Origin of the sequence: Sphingobacterium prati (genome assembly GCF_013167215.1) — a bacterium.
Classification (GTDB): Bacteria; Bacteroidota; Bacteroidia; order Sphingobacteriales; family Sphingobacteriaceae; genus Sphingobacterium; species Sphingobacterium prati.
The window spans coordinates 1173313-1192625 of the sequence record NZ_JABJWY010000034.1 but is presented as its reverse complement, the minus strand read 5'-3'; the positions used below and the strand labels follow the sequence as shown (position 1 = coordinate 1192625).

Here is a 19313-nt window from a genome sequence, read left to right as displayed (position 1 = left end):
TTAGAATGTATAACCTAGGGTAAACAGAAAATTACGAGGCGCACCTGGGAAGAGACGGATGTAATCATAACCGCCAACCCAATGTGTCTTGTTGGTGATGTTATTCAAGTTTGCCTGCAGCTGTACTTTGCCGATGGTATAGTACAGGGCAGCATTCAACAGACTGTAGGACGGAATGGTTTGATTTTGATTGATTGATAGATTTCTCTTGTCGACATAATTGGCACCTACACCGATCCCCAGGCCTTTTGCCTTCCCACCAGGAAGGGTATATCTTGTCCAGATATTGGCCGTGTTTTGAGGTGCGTTGGGTTTCTGCCTGTTGAGTTCTTCATTATTTCCTCCTTCCGTGATTTTGGCATCGTTATAGGCATAGGACGCGATAACACTCCAATGTGGCAGAATCTGTCCCTGAAGGTCGAATTCTATTCCTTTCGATCGCTCTTTTCCGATTTGTTCCATCAGTTCCGCATTGTCGTCGGTGGGTGCCGGATACAGCGTATTTTTTTGATTAATGTGATAAACAGCAGCACTGGCCTGAAGTTTGCCATCCAGCCAGGCTGTCTTTAAGCCAAATTCAGTCATGTCATTCTCCAGGGGGTCAAATGGCCCGCCAGCATTGGGATTGGCCAGCGCGGATGCCGTCTGTGGATTATAGCCCTGTACGTATGTTCCGTACACATTGATTTGGGGATTGACCGTAAATACAGCACCAAATCTGGGCAATAGCACATCTTGATGTACATTTTCGGCTTGATCGGTTTTATAGTTGGCAATATCCTTATAATTTTCATAGCGCAGTCCCAATAATAATTGGAGTGGACCTAGTGTGACCTGATCTTGTAGATAAAGGGCATTGAGGTGGTAATATGTGGGCGCAACAAGTGTGGAGGCATAAAAATATTTACTTCCGTCCTGCAATTGCTGGGACTTAAGAGGATTGCTGAGGTCAAAACTTGACACGTTAGGTATGGGATTGCCGTTTTTGTCCAGTAAATAGTCGTTGATCTTTTTGGGATCAAAACGTGCAATAGTACCTGTGTTATCTTTGTTTCGGTATCCGCTTGCTGTAAGCTGTGATCCGCCTACAGGCAATACTTCCTGTGCATAATCATAGCCCGCTACCAATTTGTGCACTATCCGCCCTGTGTGGACATGATAATTGAAGAAAGCAGTGATATTGTCGACAAATCTTTTTCTATTGCGGATAAACACCTGGCGGGCAACCATATTTTCAATATTGTTTCCTTTACCATCCACGGCGTATGCATTGGCCGATCGATGTTCGGAAAGGTCTTCGGCATAACCTGTCTTCATATACGATGCGTTGAAGCTTAAATGCTCATTAAAACGATGGTTTAATGAAGCGGTGACCATATAGGTTTGTTCGTTGAGGAAATCATTGGCCGTACTCATCGATTGGCTGATCGGTGTGGAGTAAAGATCGCCATTTGCAAAGATTGACTGTCCGCGGTCGAGCCTTGAGCGCGAATCGTTGTATACCATGTCAAAGTTGATCCGGGTCTTGTCGGATGGGATAAAGGAGAAGGAAGGTGCTAAGACCAAATTTTTATCAAACTGCAGATCCCTGAAATTCTGCGCATTTTCATAACCGATATTAAGCCTATATAGGAGCGTTTTGTCGCTGGTCATCGGGCCCGTAAAATCGGCCAGTGCCCGCAAATTGTTAAAACTACCAACCGAAAATTGTAGGGATTTTCGGGCTTCTTCCAATGGCTTTTTTGTGACCCGGTTGACTACACCACCGGGACTGGCATTACCGAATAGGGCCGAAGACGGGCCTTTTAAGACCTCGACGCGTTCCAGGTAATTTGCCAGAGGTTGTTTCCAAAATCCTGTTGTTGTACGCAAGCCATTGACCAACTGTGTGTTGGATCCGCCGTTGATGCGAAAGCCCCGGATCGTGATATCATCGTAAAATGTAAATTGATTAACTCCACTGAAGTTTTTGACGATTTCTCCCACGCGCATTACCCCTTGATCTGAAATTAATTCTTTGGTGGCATAGGAGACTGACTGGGGAAGGTCGCGGAGTTTTGTCTCTGTTTTGCTCCCTATAAAGGATTGGGTATTTCGGTAGGACTTTTCCTTGCGGCCATAAATCTCCACCGTCTGAAGAGATTCCGCTACACTTGGCATATGAATCAGTAATGGCGGATGTGCCGCATCGACATGTATTTTCTGTTTGATGGTTTTAAAACCGATTGCTTTTATTTGTATGTCATAAGTCCCATCAGGTAAGGAGGAAAAAACAAAATGACCATGTGTGTCAGTGGCAGTGTGGTTTTTGGTTTTCAATACAGTGATGGTCGCTCCAACAAGGGGATTGTTTTGCTCATCCAGTATAGTGCCAGTAAAGTGTTGATTTTCTTGCGCGTGGCTTTGGGTCAGGTACATGCTCCCTATCAACGCAGCAATCATAGGTAATTTGTGCATTTTTATTTAAATTTAATCTTAATAAGAAGCAAACTTCGATGTTTAGACTTATATTTGGCGGAAAAATAATATGCAAATCGGGAATATTAATCAAATCATATGTATGAGGAAAGTTTAAGGAAGGTGCTTGATAACAATGCTTCCCTGCAGGAAACCTGGTCTCCTGAAAAGCATGTTGCGGATGAAATGGCGAAAACTCCACCGCGTTATACGTTTGATATCCGGAATTTCGCTGAGCGGCCTTTTCAATTTAGGGAAAACCTGCTCCAACAATACTCCTCCCGAATGAAAGTTGCTGAGATCAGTATGCCACAGGGATTGCATGTGATGCACGCCGAATTGGATTCTACCAGCGATGGCTATATCTGTATCGACAGCGCGGTGCCTTATATCCAATTTTTCTTTGCCCTGAACAGCGACCGACATTATTATGTCGACGGAAAATCGCTGGGCAAATTGATGCCTGGTCAGGCACAGGCATTTTTGTTTTGTGCGGAGGAGGTCGTGGGTATCTGGCACCGGCGGCCGGAAGACCGTTTTGTAGAGGTCAATATTTCATTGACCGCATTTGAAGCTTATCTGCCACAGCATGATCCACTACGGCCGACCTTGCGGAATATGCTGGACCGCGGTCGGTCTGGAGCGCTGTTAACCCAGCCTTTGTTGATCAGCGTTCAGCAGAAGCAGATCCTCCGGGATATGGTAGGGCAGGTGGTCGCTGACGAACTGATGGAATTATTTTGCGCGGCAAAACTCATGGAGCTGCTGGCGCGGACTTTGGATCAATACCGTTTACAGGTAATTCCACCGGCGTACACGGCTGATCTCAGTGGTGAAATGAAAAACCGGATGGCGCAGGCAAAGCGGATTTTAGAAATCCGGATGTCCGATCCACCCTCACTGGCCGAGCTCGCTACTGTCTTGGGGACCAACGAAAATTACCTGAAAAAGTATTTTAAAATGTGCTATCAGACCACTATTTATGGTTACCTGACAAAATTTCGGATGCAGAAAGCAAGAGATCTATTGCAAAAGGGTGAAAAGCCAATAAACGAAATTTCCAGATTTTTAGGGTACAACAATCCTGCCCATTTCTCAGCGAGTTTTAAAAAACATTTTGGGGTAATGCCAAAACTAATACAGCGGTCGGCGAAAGGGCAGTAGGTAGGTTAATCCCCGGCGAGCGCAGGTACTAATAAATTTTATTCTTCAAAAGTGTTCAAACATTTAATAGTAATTTAAAATAATGAATATTTATTAAAATAATTACAAAAAATAAACGTTATATTGGTGTGTTAAAAAGGAGAGGATAATGACCCAAATATTATTAATCGACGACCACCATGTAGTGCGCACAGGAATACGGATGCTACTGGAGTCTGACGAAAAACTGGTCGTGACAGATGAAGTAGGAAGTGCCGAAGATGCATTGGTATACCTAGAAAATAGCAAGACGCCGAATCTTGTATTAACGGATCTGCAAATGAAGGAGATGGATGGTATTTCGCTTATCAAGGTATTGAAAAAAATATATCCTGAGGTTAAAGTTGCCGTATTGTCCATGTCGGAGGAGCCGAGCACAGTCGTCGAAGCCTTTGACGCCGGTGCTGACGGATACCTCTCGAAGGCTGCCGACTATACCGAAATTTTGTTTGGGATTCAACAAATTGCCGTAGGGAAACCTTATCTGACAAGCTCGATAAGTCTAAATTTTGTCAGTAATTTTAAAAATTACAGTCCAACGGTTTTGGATATAAACGCCATTTTAAAACGTCACGATATTTCTGATCGGGAATTTGCCGTATTGGAATTAATTGCCGAAGGCCTCACCAACGGAGAAATTGCTGATAAGATATTTTTAAGCAAACGGACTGTCGAAGGCTATCGTCAGCATCTCATGGAAAAAACAAATACCAGAAATACAGCACAGCTCGTCCGGTTTGCTTTCCAGAATAATCTGCTTAAGTAGGCTACCAAAAGTTTATCAGCCCTATTTTGCCAAAAACAAGTAAAATATTGATGTCTCTTACTGCCTGGTATGATGCTTATACCAAGATAAGGTCGTTTCCATTTCGGTGTTGCCGGAGCCAGAGTAATCAGCGCATATATAATCTGATGAAATACCTCTGAATGCGTCGATATACAGTAGTGGCATCAATTTTCCTTAACTGTGCCGCTGAATGTAGTCTGTGGGACTGAGCCCATACATTTTTTTAAATAAGGTGGTAAAATGCGTCTGATTGGTAAAACCGAGCGCATAGGCTACCTGAGATATGTTTATTTTCTTTTCGAGTAACAGCTTTTCAGCTTGTTGAAGCCGGATATTACGGATAAACTCCCCGGTCGATATGCCCGTTAATGCCTTCACTTTACGGTGTAGCTGTACCCGGCTCAGCCCGACCTCATCAGCCAGAAACTGCACGTTGAACTCCGGATTTTCTAGGTATTGGTTGACGGTTTTTAGGATACGTTCCATTAGGAGTTCATCGCTGGATTTGAAGCTGATTGTTTTCACTTTCCCTTCTTGTTGCTGTGCCCCGGAAAATTTACCTTTTACTTTCAAGCGGTTCTTGATCAGATTTTCGGCTACCATAAAGAGTTCGTCGACCATAAAGGGCTTAGTCAGGTAGGCATCTGCTCCCAGACCTAAACCCTCCATGCGCTCCTCCTGATTGGACTTGGCTGTAAGCAAGATGACAGGGATATGGTTGGTTATACTGTTGCCCTTGATTTTTTTGACCAGCATATAGCCGTCCATGGCTGGCATGGCAACGTCGGAGATAATTAAATCAGGTAGCTCAGCAAGGGCCAGCTGGAATCCATCGCTGCCATTTTCGGCCACAATAACCTTATAGGCTGATGCGAGTTCCTGATGCAAAAACTGTAAAATGTCCTTGTCATCATCGACAACCAGAATTTTGAAACCTGTTTTTTTATAATGGGATCTTGAGGCCAGCTGATTTTGGGTATTGATCTTTTCTTTCGCTTCAAAAACGGGGGCATCGGAAGGCTTATAGGCAACGATATCTTCCTTATTCAGGTGTTTATTGCCCATCGGAAATGTAATGACAAATCGGCTTCCGCTGTTGTCCTTTCTATTTTCTACATAGACTTGGCCGCCGTGCTTCTCGACCAGCACTTTGGTCAGATGAAGGCCAATACCTGAGCCCTGCCGCTGGCTCAGAACACCTGCGGCCGATTGATAATAGCGTTTGAAGACATGGCGGATATCGGTATCTGGAATACCGACGCCTGTGTCGGTAATAACAAGCTGCAGGCTTTCGCGCGCAGATTGTGTGTGCTGGATCGAAGATAAGGATAGCTCTATTTTCCCGCCATCAGGGGTAAATTTAAAGGCATTGGACACAATGTTGTGGATGATTTTTTCAAAACTGTTTGCATCTATCCAGAGGGGAATGTCCTCGGATTGACTGTGCACGGTCAGCGCAATGCGATGGGCAGTAGCTTGATGATCAAAGGCACTGACCACGTTTTTGATAAATGCTACAATGTTGACTTGGGCGAACTTGAGGTTCAGATGTCCACTTTCAAGCTTGCGGATATCAAGTAGCTGATTGACCAGATTGAGTATCCGCTGGGCATTGTGGTTCATGTTGAGCAGCGTTGATCTTGTCTGTGGATCGGTTGCCGTCTTCAATAGCTTATCGATGGGACTCATGACCAAGGTCAATGGCGAGCGTATTTCATGTGAAATATCTGTAAACAGCTGCAATCTGAACGCATGTAGTTTTTCCAGCCTCCGCTCATGCAGATAGTTGCTGATAAGGAAAATAATGCCCAAAATCAACAAAAAATAAACGAAATATGCCAGTCCGCTCAGATACCAGGGGGGCAAGATATGGAGGACAATCGTCCGGCTCTGTGAATATGCCCCAAATTTGCATGCCCTTATTTCGAGCTCATGATCACCCGAAGACAAACTATTATAGGTAATCAGATTGACACCGGGCAAGGTGGCATTCCAGCTTCTGTTGATGCCCTTTATGCGGTATTCATAATGCACATTTTCTGGACTGTTAAAATCCATAGTGGACAGCTCGAAGGTAAAGTTGTCATCGTTGTTATGGAAAAAGAATTCTTTGGCCGCCATCAGGTCGTTTCGATAGATCGTACTGCCACTTGGAGACATCCCTGGCTTGATCGGCTGGTTTTTGACATAGAGGTTGGTAATCAGTACGGGATAGGCGTAGCTCTGCAAGCGTATTTTTTCTGGATAGAATGCGGTGATGCCCTGCTTGCCCCCGTAATATATTTTTCCTGTGGTATCTTGGTAGTAAATACCCTTGTTGTAAGATCTGTCGACCAGGCCATCTCCTGTATAATAGTTGACGACCTTTCCCGTCTTGGGGCTTAGGCAATTGATCCCCTTGAAGCTACTGCACCATATATTGCCTCTCTGATCCCGCCCGATACCTGATATGACATTACTTGACAAGCCATTGTTTGTCGTAAAGCTCGTAACCGTAGCCGATTTTTTGTTGATCTGATAGAGTCCATTATAAGTACCCGCCCAGATATTACCCACTCCGTCCTCCAACAAGGAGAGTGTGATCTGTTCGGATAGCTTGTTACCGGTATATTGGGAAAAGCTATTGTTAGCTGGATCGTAGCAACTGACCCCTTTGTGGTGACCCAACCAGATGAGCCCGTCTTTGTCGCTCAATATCGTAAAGATCCAGTCGTTGGCCAATGCTCCTTTTTTTGCATTGGTACCATTCATATTGAAACGCTGTGAAGTTTTAGTCTTACTATCGTAGGCTACAAATCCCGCGCCGAAGGTGGCGATATAGATCTTATTGTTTTTGCCGAAGGCAAAGGTCTGCACTTGCTTGTCTGCACAGATACCCAGGTAATTTGACTGGCCTGTGGCAGGATCAATTTGCCCTAATCCTTTGGTATAGGAGCTGAACCATATTGTGCCGTCCGCTGCGGTTTCCAGCTTGGTGATATCTGCTGCGGTGTGCATCTTCTGATGGGAGATACCCCGGGGGTCAGCCTTAAATATTCCTTCGTAGTCGACAGCGTACCAGATATTGCCCTGCCGGTCTCTGGTGATGGCATTGATGGTCTTTTTGTCGGATTGTTCGAGATCCAGAATACGCCAGAACTCAAACTGTCGGCTCTGTACAGGAATAAATACCAGTCCCCGCTGGAACCAGCCCAGCCAGAGATTGTTTTCCCGATCCTGCAGAAAGGTGCGGATGCGCCCGTGCCGATAGTCATTGTCCAGATTCGGGAGCTCGGCCCTGGTACCCATCAGCGGGCTACGGCTGAGGTCGAGGTACCAGAGGCCGTCGCCTTCGGTGCTGATCAGCAAGTGGTCTTTTTTTGCTTTGGAAAGCTGGATCTCGCTGACCGTCGACTGACTTTTCTCCTTGAAGGCCACCCCTTCGAAGCTATTCTTCGCCGCATCATAACGGCATATCTTGGAGGGTGATGCAAATATCAGTCTGCCGTCCGTCTGCTGCACAATATCGTAATTGCCGCCCTTGGGCTGCGGTAGCAGGTCGGAGTTGATGCGCTGTACCTGCCTCTGATCAGGGGAAATGCGCGACACGCCTACGCGGTCAACTGCCACCCAGATTCGATGCTGCTGGTCTTCGAAGATACTGCGTGCAAACATTCCGCCCATCAATGAATTGAGTCGCGGTAATGGCAAGGCTTGCCTCCGTGCTACCTGGATATCGAAGATACCCCAGCCCGAGGTGGCCGCCCAGATGCGGCCATCTTTTTTATGGATGATATCCGTGATATGGGGCGCAATCTGATTGGGAAAATTTATGCGAACAAAACGGTCTCTGTTTTCATCATAGTACTGCAAACCATTGTTGCAGCCCACCCAGAGCCTTTGGTTGCGGTCTACATGCAGGATATTGATATTGTTGCTGGATATCGAAGTACTATCGTGTACATCGTGAAGGTATTGGATAAAACGAATGCCGTCAAATTTATTAAGTCCGTATTCTGTAGCCGTCCATATATAACCATGTTTATCCTGGCATATGCTGTTGGTGAGGTTGGATGAAAGCTCTCCAAAGCCATAGTCCCGATTGTCATAGATGCGTGTGGCCTGTCCTTGGGCATACCATACAAAGGCAAATAAAAAAAATACAGTCGAAAAGAAATCCCTCCACATTGGTTTATTGGTTTATCAAGTTGAAGATACATATTATTGGGCGACACTAAAAAGGAAAAATTGATTTCTGTCACTTTGAGCCGCTTTTTGGTTCATATGAAACAAATTGAAATAGATATGAAACATGCTTGTCGCGCTTTGCAACAAATGCCAAAGGTAATGTAACGAATGGCAATGCCGCTACGCAGGGAAGATATTAATTTTAAATTTCCAGATCGGCGATAGATCGGCCTCCTCCTTTTTTTGTGTTTATGCAAAACCGGGATGGTGATTGCTCGGGCTATCGGAGGGTCGGAAAATACCAATTGTAAATAAGGTTATCATGTTGTTTTTGACTGAAATGAATTTATCCTTCTTGAGGATACACTTTGGCTTTTGGGCTGGGTGGCTAAATAGCCGGAGCCTGTTAATGGCTGTGCTGCTATGTGCTTGCATCGATACGGCCCGGTCTGCAGCCTCTACAGTCCCAGATACCGTGGGTGCTGGCTTTGTGGTCCAGCAGGCAAAGGCTGGTTACCTACCCTTGATCCAGGATGGGCTATCGCTGCCGCTGCTTATTGATCTGAATGATCATAAAGGCGTCCTGCGTGCTTATGAAAACCTAAAATTGGATTTCGCCCGTGTCACAGGTAAGAAACAGGATCTGCAGGGTACAGGTAAATTCAAAATCATCATTGGCACCTTTGGCAAATCGGCGTTGATCGATTCGCTTGTTGGCAAAGGGCTTATTGACCGAAAAGAACTGGCTGGCAAAAGGGAGAAATTTGTGATTACAGTCGTTAATAAGCCACTGCAGGGGCTCGAATCGGCTCTGGTGATAGCGGGAAGTGACAAGCGGGGCACGATCTATGGGATTTATGAATTGTCCGCACAGATAGGGGTATCGCCCTGGTACTATTGGGCCGATGTGCCGGTAAGACAGGCGACACAGTTGTATGTGAAACCGGGTATTTATACACAGGGGGAACCAAAAGTAAAATATAGAGGGATTTTTCTGAACGATGAGGCACCGGCCCTGAGTGGCTGGTCCAAGGCGACTTTTGGGGGCTTCAATGCTGATTTCTATGAAAAAGTGTTTGAACTGCTGCTCCGTTTGAAAGCAAATTACTTATGGCCCGCGATGTGGGGTAGCGCCTTCTATGATGATGACCCCAGGAATGGGCCTCTTGCTGATGAAATGGGGATCGTGATGGGAACGTCGCACCATGAGCCCATGGCTCGGGCTCAGGCCGAATGGAAAAGGTATGGCAATGGCGGAAGCTGGGATTACAGTAAAAACAAAGCTGGCCTATTGAACTTTTGGCGCGGTGGAATGGCGCGTGCCAAGGCTTGGGAATCTGTGGTTACCATCGCCATGCGTGGCGACGGGGATGAGCCCATGAGCGAACAGCAGAACGTGGGACTATTGGAACAGATCGTCAAGGATCAACGCAGCCTAATCGCAGCAGTCACCGGAAAACCACCCTCCGAGACACCGCAACTATGGGCTTTATATAAAGAGGTGCAGGATTATTATGATAAGGGCATGCGCGTACCGGAGGATGTGACCCTGCTGCTCTGTGATGATAATTGGGGTAATGTCAGAAAGCTTCCGGAATTAAATGCCAAAGCCCGAAAAGGCGGCTATGGGATGTATTATCACGTGGATTATGTGGGTGGACCGCGCAATTCAAAATGGGTCAATGTATCCCAGATCCAACGGATCTGGGAACAGATGAACCTGACTTATCATCACGGTGTGGACCAGATCTGGATTGTCAACGTGGGGGACCTCAAACCCATGGAGTTTCCAATCTCATTCTTTCTGGATATGGCCTGGAACCCGGATCGTTTTCAGGCCAATAACCTTTTTGACTATACCAAGCAATGGTGTGGGCAACAGTTTGGCGAGGCCTATGCTGCGGAAGCTGCCGACCTGCTCAACCGTTATACAAAATACAACCACCGGGTTACGCCCGAACTATTGGACGAAAAGACATTTAGCCTCGCGCATTATAAGGAGTTTGACAGTGTACTGAACGATTATAAAACACTGGCGATGGAAGCCTCACGCCTGTATTATCTGCTGCCCGATTCAATTCGGGATGCCTTTGATCAGCTTGTGGTCTTCCCGATCAACGCGACTGCCAATCTCTATGAGATGTATCATGCCAAGGCAATGAACGCGTATTGCTGGGCGAGAAATGACCGTAAAGCGAATGACTGGGCCGACAAGGTGAAAACCTGTTTCAGGCGGGATTCGCTGTTCACCGACCATTACAACCACCGGATAGCAAAAGGAAAGTGGGTCCACATGATGGATCAGGTACGTATTGGTTATCAAAGCTGGAACGAACCGCCCAAATCGGTCATGCCAGCGGTAAAGTACCTTGCTGATTCGAGCACTGCACCCCTCTTGCGCACCTTTGTCGAAGCCCATGGATTTATTGCCATGGAGGCAAGGAGCTATGCTGCTGCAAGTAGCGCACCCGCTGTACAATGGACGGAAATCCCTGACCTGGGCAAGACGGTGTCGGCAATGACAACCATGCCGGTCACGGCCCAGCTCACTGATCATACAGCCCTGGAGTATAAGATCCTGATCAAGGAAGAGAAGGAGGCGAAAGTGATCCTGCTGTTGTCGCCCACATTAAATTTTAATGGAAATAGGGGATTGCGCTATGCCATCTCGCTGGACAATGGGCCGGAGACAATTATCAACTTTAACGGTCACTACAAAGGCGAATTGGGTCCTTGGCAGGCACGCCGTATCATTGAAAGTGTTTCGACCCACAGGATGTCGCCTGGGGAGCATAAATTGAAAATTCGTTTTCTCGACCAGGGTATTGTCCTGCAGCGCATACTTATCGACCTGGGCGGGCTACGGCCTTCCTATTTGGGGCCGCAGGAGAGCCCCGTGGCTGAGAGTAGTATAAAGCTTTAAATAAAATTACTAATAAATAAATTGATTATTACATATGAAATCGAAAACACAAAAAGTGGCTTTCTGGGAAAAGGTAGGGTACAGCATGGGGGATGGCTCTGCTAACCTTGTCTTTCAGATGATGATGATGTTTCAGCTGTTTTTTTATACCGACGTATTCGGTATAAAAGCGACTGCAGCTGGCTTTATATTGCTTTTTGCCCGGGTATTTGACGCTTTTGTGGATCCACTGGCGGGCATACTTGCGGACCGCACGAATACCAAATGGGGAAAATATCGCCCCTGGATTTTATGGACGGCCTTGCCTTTTGCGCTGTTTTTTATCCTTTCCTTTACGACGCCGGATCTGGAAGAGCGCGGAAAGATATTATATGCGGGGATCACCTATACCTTGTTGATGTCCATCTACTCGTTTAACAATACACCTTATGCATCATTGGGAGGCGTGATGACCAGTGACATTAAAGAACGTACCAGTATTTCGTCGATCCGCTTTGTAACAGCGACGGTAGCGACATTCGTCGTCCAGGGTCTTACATTACCCATGGTCGCCAAACTGGGACAGGGTGACGCATCCAAAGGCTGGATGTATACCATCAGTATTTATGCCGCTGTGGCTTTTGTCCTGCTGCTTGTGGCTTTCTTCTCTGCCCGGGAACGGATCACCCCACCAGCGGATCAGACGAGCTCCATCAAACAGGACTTTAAGGATATCCTCTCATGTCGCCCCTGGAAAGCGATGTTTGTACTAACACTATTCCTGTTTATCACGCTGGCTTTATGGGCGAGTAGCATGTCTTATTTTTTCAATTATTATGTGGATAAGGAAGCGCTATTTTCTTTTCTGGCCCAATTTGGCCTGGCCAGGGATACCTCGGATCTAATGGGGCCAGGTCATCGCATACTGGATGCTTTTGGTCTGATCGTGTACCGCCCGGAGCGGGTTTTTGCGGTCGGTTTTAGCTTCTTCAATATGGTCGGTCAGTTGGTGACTTTATTGGGCGTGATCTTTTTGTCGAGATGGTTGTCCGGAATTTTTGGTAAGCGCAATGTTTTTATCGTTTGTCTTACATTGACAGCAATTTTCACGGCTATGTTGTTCTTCGTCCCCAAAAACGCCATCGTTAGCCTCTTCGTGATCAATATATTGAAAAGTTTAGCTTATGCGCCTACCATTCCATTGCTATGGGCAATGATGGGCGATGTAGCGGATTATTCCGAGTGGAAAAATCACCGTAGGGCAACAGGCTTTGTATTTGCCGGGATCGTATTTGCACTGAAAGCCGGATTGGGTATCGGTGGTGCATTATGTGGCTCCTTTATAGGCTCCTTCGGATTTGTAGCCAATGTTGTGCAGGATGACTATGCCATCCTGGGCATCCGGTTGAGTGCCAGTATCATACCGGCCGTGACCTTTGTGTTTGGAATGCTGGCACTTTTGTTTTACCCGATCACAAAACAGGTTAATGAGCGATTGCAGGATGAACTCCACCGTAGAAGGTCAGCAGGTAGGGAGGCTGAAATGCCTTAAAAACAGGAATAAGGAAATAACAGATTATTTATATGAAAAAAACAAAAAAGCTGGCGATGTTGGTCGCAGGATTCATGTTGTTGTCAAGCGGGGGCCTGACAGCACAGCAAGCAACGGAGAGACTGGCATTAAAAGCTGCTTTTGCCGACAAGTTTGCTATAGGAACCGCTCTCAATCTGAATCAGATTTATGAAAAGGACAGCAAAGCCAAAGCCTTGATCGAAAGCCAATTTAATACAATCACTGCAGAGAATTGCATGAAGGCAATGTATTTACAGCCACGGGAAGGGGAATTTAACTTCAAAGATGCGGATCGTTTTGTTGAATACGGCGAAAAACACGGGATGCGCCTGATTGGTCATACACTGATCTGGCATTCCCAGGCACCGGGTTGGTTTTTTAAGGATAAGGAAGGCAAAGAGGTATCCAAAGAAGTGCTTATCGAACGGATGCGCAAACATATACATACCGTGCTGTCTCGCTATAAAGGCCGTATAAAAGGCTGGGATGTGGTCAACGAAGCCATCTTGGACAATGGTGAATGGCGGCAAAGTAAATTCTATCAGATTATCGGCGAGGACTTTGTGCGCCTGGCCTTTCAGTTTGCCCATGAGGCCGATCCGGATGCTGAGCTGTACTATAACGATTATTCAATGTTTTTGGAAGGCAGGCGAAAAGGGGTGGTCAGCATGGTGCGCAAGCTGCAGGAAAAAGGGGGTAAAATTGATGGAATAGGCATGCAGGGCCATTTAAATATCGATTATCCAGCGTTGTCGGATTTTGAAAATAGCCTGCTGGCTTTTTCTGCCCTCGGCGTTAAGGTCATGATAACGGAAATGGAGATCTCGGTACTACCTGCTCCGAAGCAGACTCGAGGTGCTGAAGTAAGCACCCGCTTTACATACAACAAACAGTTGGACCCCTACGCAAAAGGATTACCAAAAGACAAGGAGCTGCTGCTTGGGCAACGCTATAAGGACTTTTTTGCATTATTCCTCAAACATCGGGATAAAATCGACCGCGTTACGGTATGGGGTGTCACAGATGGCGATTCTTGGAAAAATAACTGGCCAGTACCGGGTAGGAGGGATTATCCTTTATTGTTTGACCGCAACTATCGTCCCAAATCTTTTGTGGCGGATATCATCGACATCGCCACTAAATAAATTGCAAAACCTTTAATAGACATAAAATGAAAAAGAAAGCACGTTACTTGTTTCCAAAAGATTATATGGCTGACCCCTCAGCGCATGTATTTAATGGTAAAATTTATATCTACCCATCCCACGATAGAGAAAGCGGCATCGCAGAAAATGATCAGGGTGACCATTTCGATATGCAGGATTATCATGCCTTTTCCTTGACGTCGACCGACGCCGAGGTGGTCGATCATGGCAAGATATTGTCGGTAGCGGATATCCCCTGGGGCGGTAGGCAGCTCTGGGATTCGGATGTCGCCCATAGGGATGGTAAATATTATCTGTACTTTTCGTTAAAAGATAAGAACGATATTTTCCGGCTGGGGGTGGCCGTAGGTGACAGGCCCGAAGGGCCTTTTATCCCAAACCCGGATCCGATAAGGGGAAGCTATAGCATCGACCCCTGCGCCTTTGAGGATAAGGGTCAGTACTATCTGTACTTTGGTGGTATTTGGGGCGGACAGCTGCAGTGCTACCGCAACAATAAGCTGAGCTTGCCTGGCGAGTTGCCGCAGGCTGACGAACCGGCACTTTGCCCTAAAGTCGTGCGGCTGTCGGATGATATGCTCCAGTTTGACGAAGAACCCCGCGATCTGCTCATCCTGGACGGCAACGGTGAACCCCTACTGCAGGGTGATATCGACCGCCGCTTTTTTGAGGCCTCCTGGATGCACTGCTATCAGGGCAAGTATTATTTTTCGTATTCCACAGGTGATAGTCACCTGTTATGCTATGCCATCGGGGACAATCCGTATGGGCCGTTTACGTATCAGGGGGTTATTCTGACACCGGTGGTGGGTTGGACCACCCATCATAGTATTGTTGAATTTGAAAGCAAATGGTATCTCTTTCATCACGATGCGGTCCCTTCGGGTGGTAAGACCTGGCTGCGGAGTATGAAGGTAACCGAGATTGAATACGATGATAATGGTCGTATCCTAACAGTGGAGGGTAGCTAGATGAAGAAAGTCGTCCGGTATATCATAGCCTTAATGGGCCTGCTGCTGTATAACCTGGGCCATGCCGAAGACGGTAGCCAGTTATGGCTGCGCTATACCAGAGTACCTGCCAACGAAGCTGCGCTCCGTACGGTAGCGTGTAGGGTCAATGATCCTGTAGCCTACATGGCGGTCGAAGAATTGCAGCACTATTGGCGCCGTGGAGATGTCACACTGGTCATAGACAAAAGCTGGTCTGGGCAACAGACCGGTGGATATGCGATCCAATCCAGGAGAAATAAAACTGTCATCAGCGCCGGCAGTAGTGCTGGCCTGCTCTATGGAGCATATCATCTCTTGCGATTGCAGCAATTGCAAACTGATATTCAAGGTCTTAATATTGTTGAAAAGCCCAGCTATGCGCTACGGATGCTCAATCACTGGGATAATCTCGATGGTACGGTCGAACGGGGCTATGCAGGGCATTCGCTCTGGAAATGGTCCGAGCTACCCCAAAAGATTTCGCCCCGCTACCGCGAATATGCCCGGGCAAATGCCTCTGTTGGTATCAATGCCGTGGTGTTGAACAATGTCAACGCTGCGCCCTTGATCTTGCGTAGCGACTACCTCGGGAAGGTGAAAGCTTTGGCAGATATCTTCCGCCCCTATGGAATCAAGGTGTTTTTGTCCATTAATTTTTCATCCCCCAAGCTATTGGGGCAGCTGCGGGATTCGGATCCATTCAATCCAGAGGTGGTGAAGTGGTGGGAGAAGAAAGCTGCAGAGATTTATGGCCTGATCCCGGATTTCGGTGGCTTTTTGGTGAAAGCCAATTCGGAGGGGCAGCCGGGGCCGCAGGATTATGGGCGTACGCATGCTGAGGGGGCAAATATGTTGGCGTCGGCCTTAAAGCCATTCAGGGGCCTGGTCATGTGGCGTGCATTTGTGTACAATCCCTCTGCTGAAGACCGCGCCAAACAAGCGTATCAGGAATTTGTGCCTTTGGATGGTAAATTTAGTGACAACGTTATTGTGCAGATTAAGAACGGACCTATTGATTTTCAACCCCGTGAACCTTTCAACCCCTTGTTTGGAGCGATGCCCAAAACAAATCAGATGGTCGAATTTCAGATTACACAGGAATATCTCGGGTTTTCGAACCATCTGGTATATTTGGCACCTCTGTTTAAGGAAACCCTCGATGCACAAACCTACACTAGGCCGCTGCACGCGACGGTGGCGGGCATCACCCAACATGGGCCATATCCACAGCTTTCGGCGATTGCTGGCGTGGCCAACATCGGGGCAGACCGCAATTGGTGCGGGCACCATTTTGCTCAGGCCAATTGGTATGCCTTCGGCAGATTGGCCTGGAACGCAGCTCTGTCGAGCAGCAGCATCGCAAAAGAATGGCTGTCGGCGACGTTTTCCCCTGATCCGGATTTGGTCGATCCCTTATCGGATCTGATGATCGCATCACGGGAAGCGGCTGTAAACTATATGATGCCACTGGGCTTACACCATCTGTTTGCTTTTGAACATCATTATGGACCTGAACCCTGGGGTGATATGCCTGGTGGAAGGCCCGATTGGATGCCCTGGTATTACCATAACGCAGACTCCATTGCTGTCGGCTTTGACCGCACATCTTCGGGAAGCAATGCGGTGGCACAATACCATAGCCCCTTGAGGGAGCAGTTCGCCAACATCGCTACATGTCCCGAAAGTTATCTGCTATGGTTTCACCGTGTTCCCTGGACCTACCGTATGAAAAACGGCCGATCATTGTGGGACAATCTCTGCTATTCGTATCAGCAGGGTGTGGATCAGGTGCGCCACTTTCAGCAGGTATGGGACAGTGTCGAAGGAAAGATCGATGCACAACGCTTCAAAGGGGTACAGTCAAAACTGAAAGTACAGGCGCGAGATGCGGTCTGGTGGCGCGATGCCTGTCTGCTTTATTTTCAGACTTTCGCAAAAATGCCGCTACCGGCAGATCTCGAACGTCCTGTGCATGAACTTGACGACTTGAAAAAGATCAAGTTGAATCTCAAGCATCATAATTAATCAAATTTTTGGCTATTATTTTTTGCTCATCCTAAATAAATACATCCAGATGAGCGAATATGGAGGCCAAGAAGGGTGGTGTAACAAATTGAAATGTCTTTGGAACATATTTTAATCGCTGCCATTACCCTTCAAACTAAGTTTGTAATTGAAACCAAATTATAAAACTACTAATTTATAAACCAATCATGTTAAAGAGGAAGGGGAAAGCTGTGCTGGGAATAGTAGCAGCACTGGCTACGTTAACGGCATTTAGTACAAAAGAGTATCCAAAAAAATGGGCGAAAGATGATCCTTCTGAACCCATATTTTCAAACTTTACCTATACAGGGGAGGATGCAGTTTATCGCGATAATCCATTAAAACGCAGTGAGTTCTATTCGCCTATTCTGCAGGGATGTTATCCCGATCCAAGCATCACTCGCAAAGGCGACGACTACTACCTGGTAAACTCTTCGTTTGCGATGTTTCCAGGTGTGCCTATTTTCCATTCTAAGGATTTAGTAAACTGGACGCAGCTGGGCCATGTGCTCGACCGTGAATCTCAGCTGAAGGTGCAGACAACAGGAATAAGTGCCGGAATCTATGCGCCCGATATCGTGTATAATCCACATAACGATATGTTTTACATGATCACTACACAGATTGCTTCCGGTATAGGAAATATGGTCGTAAAGACCAAAGATCCCAAGGAAGGGAAGTGGTCGGATCCAATCAAGCTCGATTTTGACGGAATTGACCCGTCCTTGTTTTTTGATGACAATGGAAAAGCCTATGTGCTGCACAATGACGCTCCGGACAAAGGTAGGCAGCGCTATGAAGGACATCGTGTGATCAAACTCTGGGAATATGATAGTCAAACCGACCAGGTTGTCAAAGGCACTGACCGGATTATTATCGATGGCGGTGTAGATCCTGCGAAAAATCCTATTTGGATAGAGGGCCCCCATCTGTACAAAAAAGCGGGTAAATATTACCTGATGTGTGCCGAAGGGGGGACCGGTAGTGATCATAGCGAAGTGATATTTTCGAGTGACCATATCACCGGGCCTTATACTCCTGCAGCCAAAAACCCAATACTTTCCCAACGGCATTTGGCCAAAAATAGGCCGAACCCCGTCGAGTGGGCTGGGCATGCTGATCTGGTCGAAGGACCAAACGGGGCCTGGTACGGTGTATTTTTGGCTGTTAGACCCAATGAAGCAAAACGGGTCAATACGGGCCGTGAAACGTTTATATTACCCGTTGATTGGTCTGGCGAATGGCCTGTCTTCGAAGGTGGAATGGAAGCCTTAAAACCTAGTGTAAAGGTGCCGGCCGGGGTAGAAAATAGGACGAATACCGAAGGCTATTTTCCCAATGGGAATTTTACTTTCTCTGATCCCTTGACTGCTGGTAAACTGGATCACCGCTGGGTGGCTTTACGTGGACCCCGTGAAAAATTTTTGCAAATAACCAGTACAGGAACAATTTTAAAACCGTATGCAGCTGATATAAGCGAACAAAAGCCAATTTCTGCTTTGTTTTATAGACAGCAGCACAAAAACTTCGAAAGTACGGTATCCTTAGCCTATGTACCGGCCTCGGAGTCGGATTTGGCGGGAATAACCTGCCTGCAGAGCGAAAAATACCACTATGTACTCGGCATTACCAAGCGGGGAACTGAAGACTATATTGTACTTGCCAGAAATGAAAACGGAAGCAGCCGTATCGTCGCCAAAGAAAAAATAAAGCCTACAGGTAAGGTAAAATTCAGGGTAAAAGCGGTGGGCGACTCCTATCAATTTGCTTATGCGCTGGATGGGCATAACTTCAGGAATGTGGGCACTACCGTTTCAGGTGATATTTTATCGACTGACCTGGCCGGTGGTTTTACAGGCGCTCTGATCGGAATCTACAGCACGATAGCCAATAAAATCAGATAGATAGAGGGCAAAAAGATCACGCTTTCTTTTCTCTCAATGGAGCGGAATGATAAACCTGTGATCTGTATTACAACATAAAATTATCTTAAACGACTTAATAAGTCACGATTATAAAC

Annotated in this window: 10 protein-coding genes; 8 read left to right on the top strand and 2 right to left on the bottom strand. The window is 46.7% G+C overall.

Features of this window, described 5'->3' with window-relative positions:
- Complete coding sequence (locus tag HPC41_RS15220; protein ID WP_216660768.1) at positions 1-2457, bottom strand: TonB-dependent receptor; 2457 nt, start codon at positions 2455-2457, stop codon at positions 1-3.
- Between the two features lie 99 nt (positions 2458-2556).
- Here HPC41_RS15220 and HPC41_RS15215 point away from each other — a divergent pair, with 99 nt between their 5' ends.
- Both HPC41_RS15215 and HPC41_RS15210 read left to right on the top strand, forming a co-directional pair.
- On the top strand, positions 2557-3621 hold the full coding sequence (locus HPC41_RS15215; RefSeq protein WP_172394803.1) for a helix-turn-helix domain-containing protein: 1065 nt from the start codon (positions 2557-2559) through the stop codon (positions 3619-3621).
- A 148-nt stretch (positions 3622-3769) separates the two neighbouring features.
- Complete coding sequence (locus HPC41_RS15210; protein ID WP_172394802.1) at positions 3770-4426, top strand: response regulator transcription factor; 657 nt, start codon at positions 3770-3772, stop codon at positions 4424-4426.
- A gap of 195 nt (positions 4427-4621) precedes the next feature.
- Here the strand turns inward: HPC41_RS15210 and HPC41_RS15205 are convergent, their stop codons facing one another.
- Positions 4622-8614 (bottom strand): hybrid sensor histidine kinase/response regulator transcription factor, encoded by a 3993-nt coding sequence (locus tag HPC41_RS15205; RefSeq protein WP_172394801.1) that lies wholly within the window; start codon positions 8612-8614, stop codon positions 4622-4624.
- A gap of 322 nt (positions 8615-8936) precedes the next feature.
- Here HPC41_RS15205 and HPC41_RS15200 point away from each other — a divergent pair, with 322 nt between their 5' ends.
- From HPC41_RS15200 to HPC41_RS15175, 6 genes are all read left to right on the top strand, one after another.
- A complete protein-coding gene (locus HPC41_RS15200) occupies positions 8937-11537 on the top strand; it encodes a glycosyl hydrolase 115 family protein (protein WP_246250688.1) in 2601 nt (866 codons plus the stop codon).
- A gap of 34 nt (positions 11538-11571) precedes the next feature.
- On the top strand, positions 11572-13068 hold the full coding sequence (locus HPC41_RS15195) for an MFS transporter (protein ID WP_172394800.1): 1497 nt from the start codon (positions 11572-11574) through the stop codon (positions 13066-13068).
- A 32-nt stretch (positions 13069-13100) separates the two neighbouring features.
- A complete protein-coding gene (locus HPC41_RS15190) occupies positions 13101-14234 on the top strand; it encodes an endo-1,4-beta-xylanase (RefSeq protein WP_246250685.1) in 1134 nt (377 codons plus the stop codon).
- A gap of 26 nt (positions 14235-14260) precedes the next feature.
- The gene (locus HPC41_RS15185) at positions 14261-15226 is read left to right on the top strand and encodes a glycoside hydrolase family 43 protein (RefSeq protein WP_172394799.1); all 966 of its coding nucleotides are present in this window, start codon (positions 14261-14263) and stop codon (positions 15224-15226) included.
- Positions 15227-17272: an alpha-glucuronidase gene (locus HPC41_RS15180; RefSeq protein WP_172394798.1), complete on the top strand. Its 2046-nt coding sequence runs from the start codon at positions 15227-15229 to the stop codon at positions 17270-17272.
- A gap of 188 nt (positions 17273-17460) precedes the next feature.
- On the top strand, positions 17461-19197 hold the full coding sequence (locus HPC41_RS15175; protein WP_172394797.1) for a glycoside hydrolase family 43 protein: 1737 nt from the start codon (positions 17461-17463) through the stop codon (positions 19195-19197).
- Positions 19198-19313: the final 116 nt, after the last annotated feature.

Excerpts from the sequence above, each read along its gene's own strand:
- HPC41_RS15205 (WP_172394801.1), bottom strand. The coding sequence starts at position 8,614 with ATGTGGAGGGATTTCTTTTCGACTGTATTTTTTTTATTTGCCTTTGTA.
- HPC41_RS15175 (WP_172394797.1), top strand. The coding sequence starts at position 17,461 with ATGTTAAAGAGGAAGGGGAAAGCTGTGCTGGGAATAGTAGCAGCACTG.
- HPC41_RS15190 (WP_246250685.1), top strand. The coding sequence starts at position 13,101 with ATGAAAAAAACAAAAAAGCTGGCGATGTTGGTCGCAGGATTCATGTTG.
- HPC41_RS15180 (WP_172394798.1), top strand. The coding sequence starts at position 15,227 with ATGAAGAAAGTCGTCCGGTATATCATAGCCTTAATGGGCCTGCTGCTG.
- HPC41_RS15210 (WP_172394802.1), top strand. The coding sequence starts at position 3,770 with ATGACCCAAATATTATTAATCGACGACCACCATGTAGTGCGCACAGGA.
- HPC41_RS15185 (WP_172394799.1), top strand. The coding sequence starts at position 14,261 with ATGAAAAAGAAAGCACGTTACTTGTTTCCAAAAGATTATATGGCTGAC.
- HPC41_RS15200 (WP_246250688.1), top strand. The coding sequence starts at position 8,937 with ATGTTGTTTTTGACTGAAATGAATTTATCCTTCTTGAGGATACACTTT.
- HPC41_RS15215 (WP_172394803.1), top strand. The coding sequence starts at position 2,557 with ATGTATGAGGAAAGTTTAAGGAAGGTGCTTGATAACAATGCTTCCCTG.
- HPC41_RS15195 (WP_172394800.1), top strand. The coding sequence starts at position 11,572 with ATGAAATCGAAAACACAAAAAGTGGCTTTCTGGGAAAAGGTAGGGTAC.
- HPC41_RS15220 (WP_216660768.1), bottom strand. The coding sequence starts at position 2,457 with ATGCACAAATTACCTATGATTGCTGCGTTGATAGGGAGCATGTACCTG.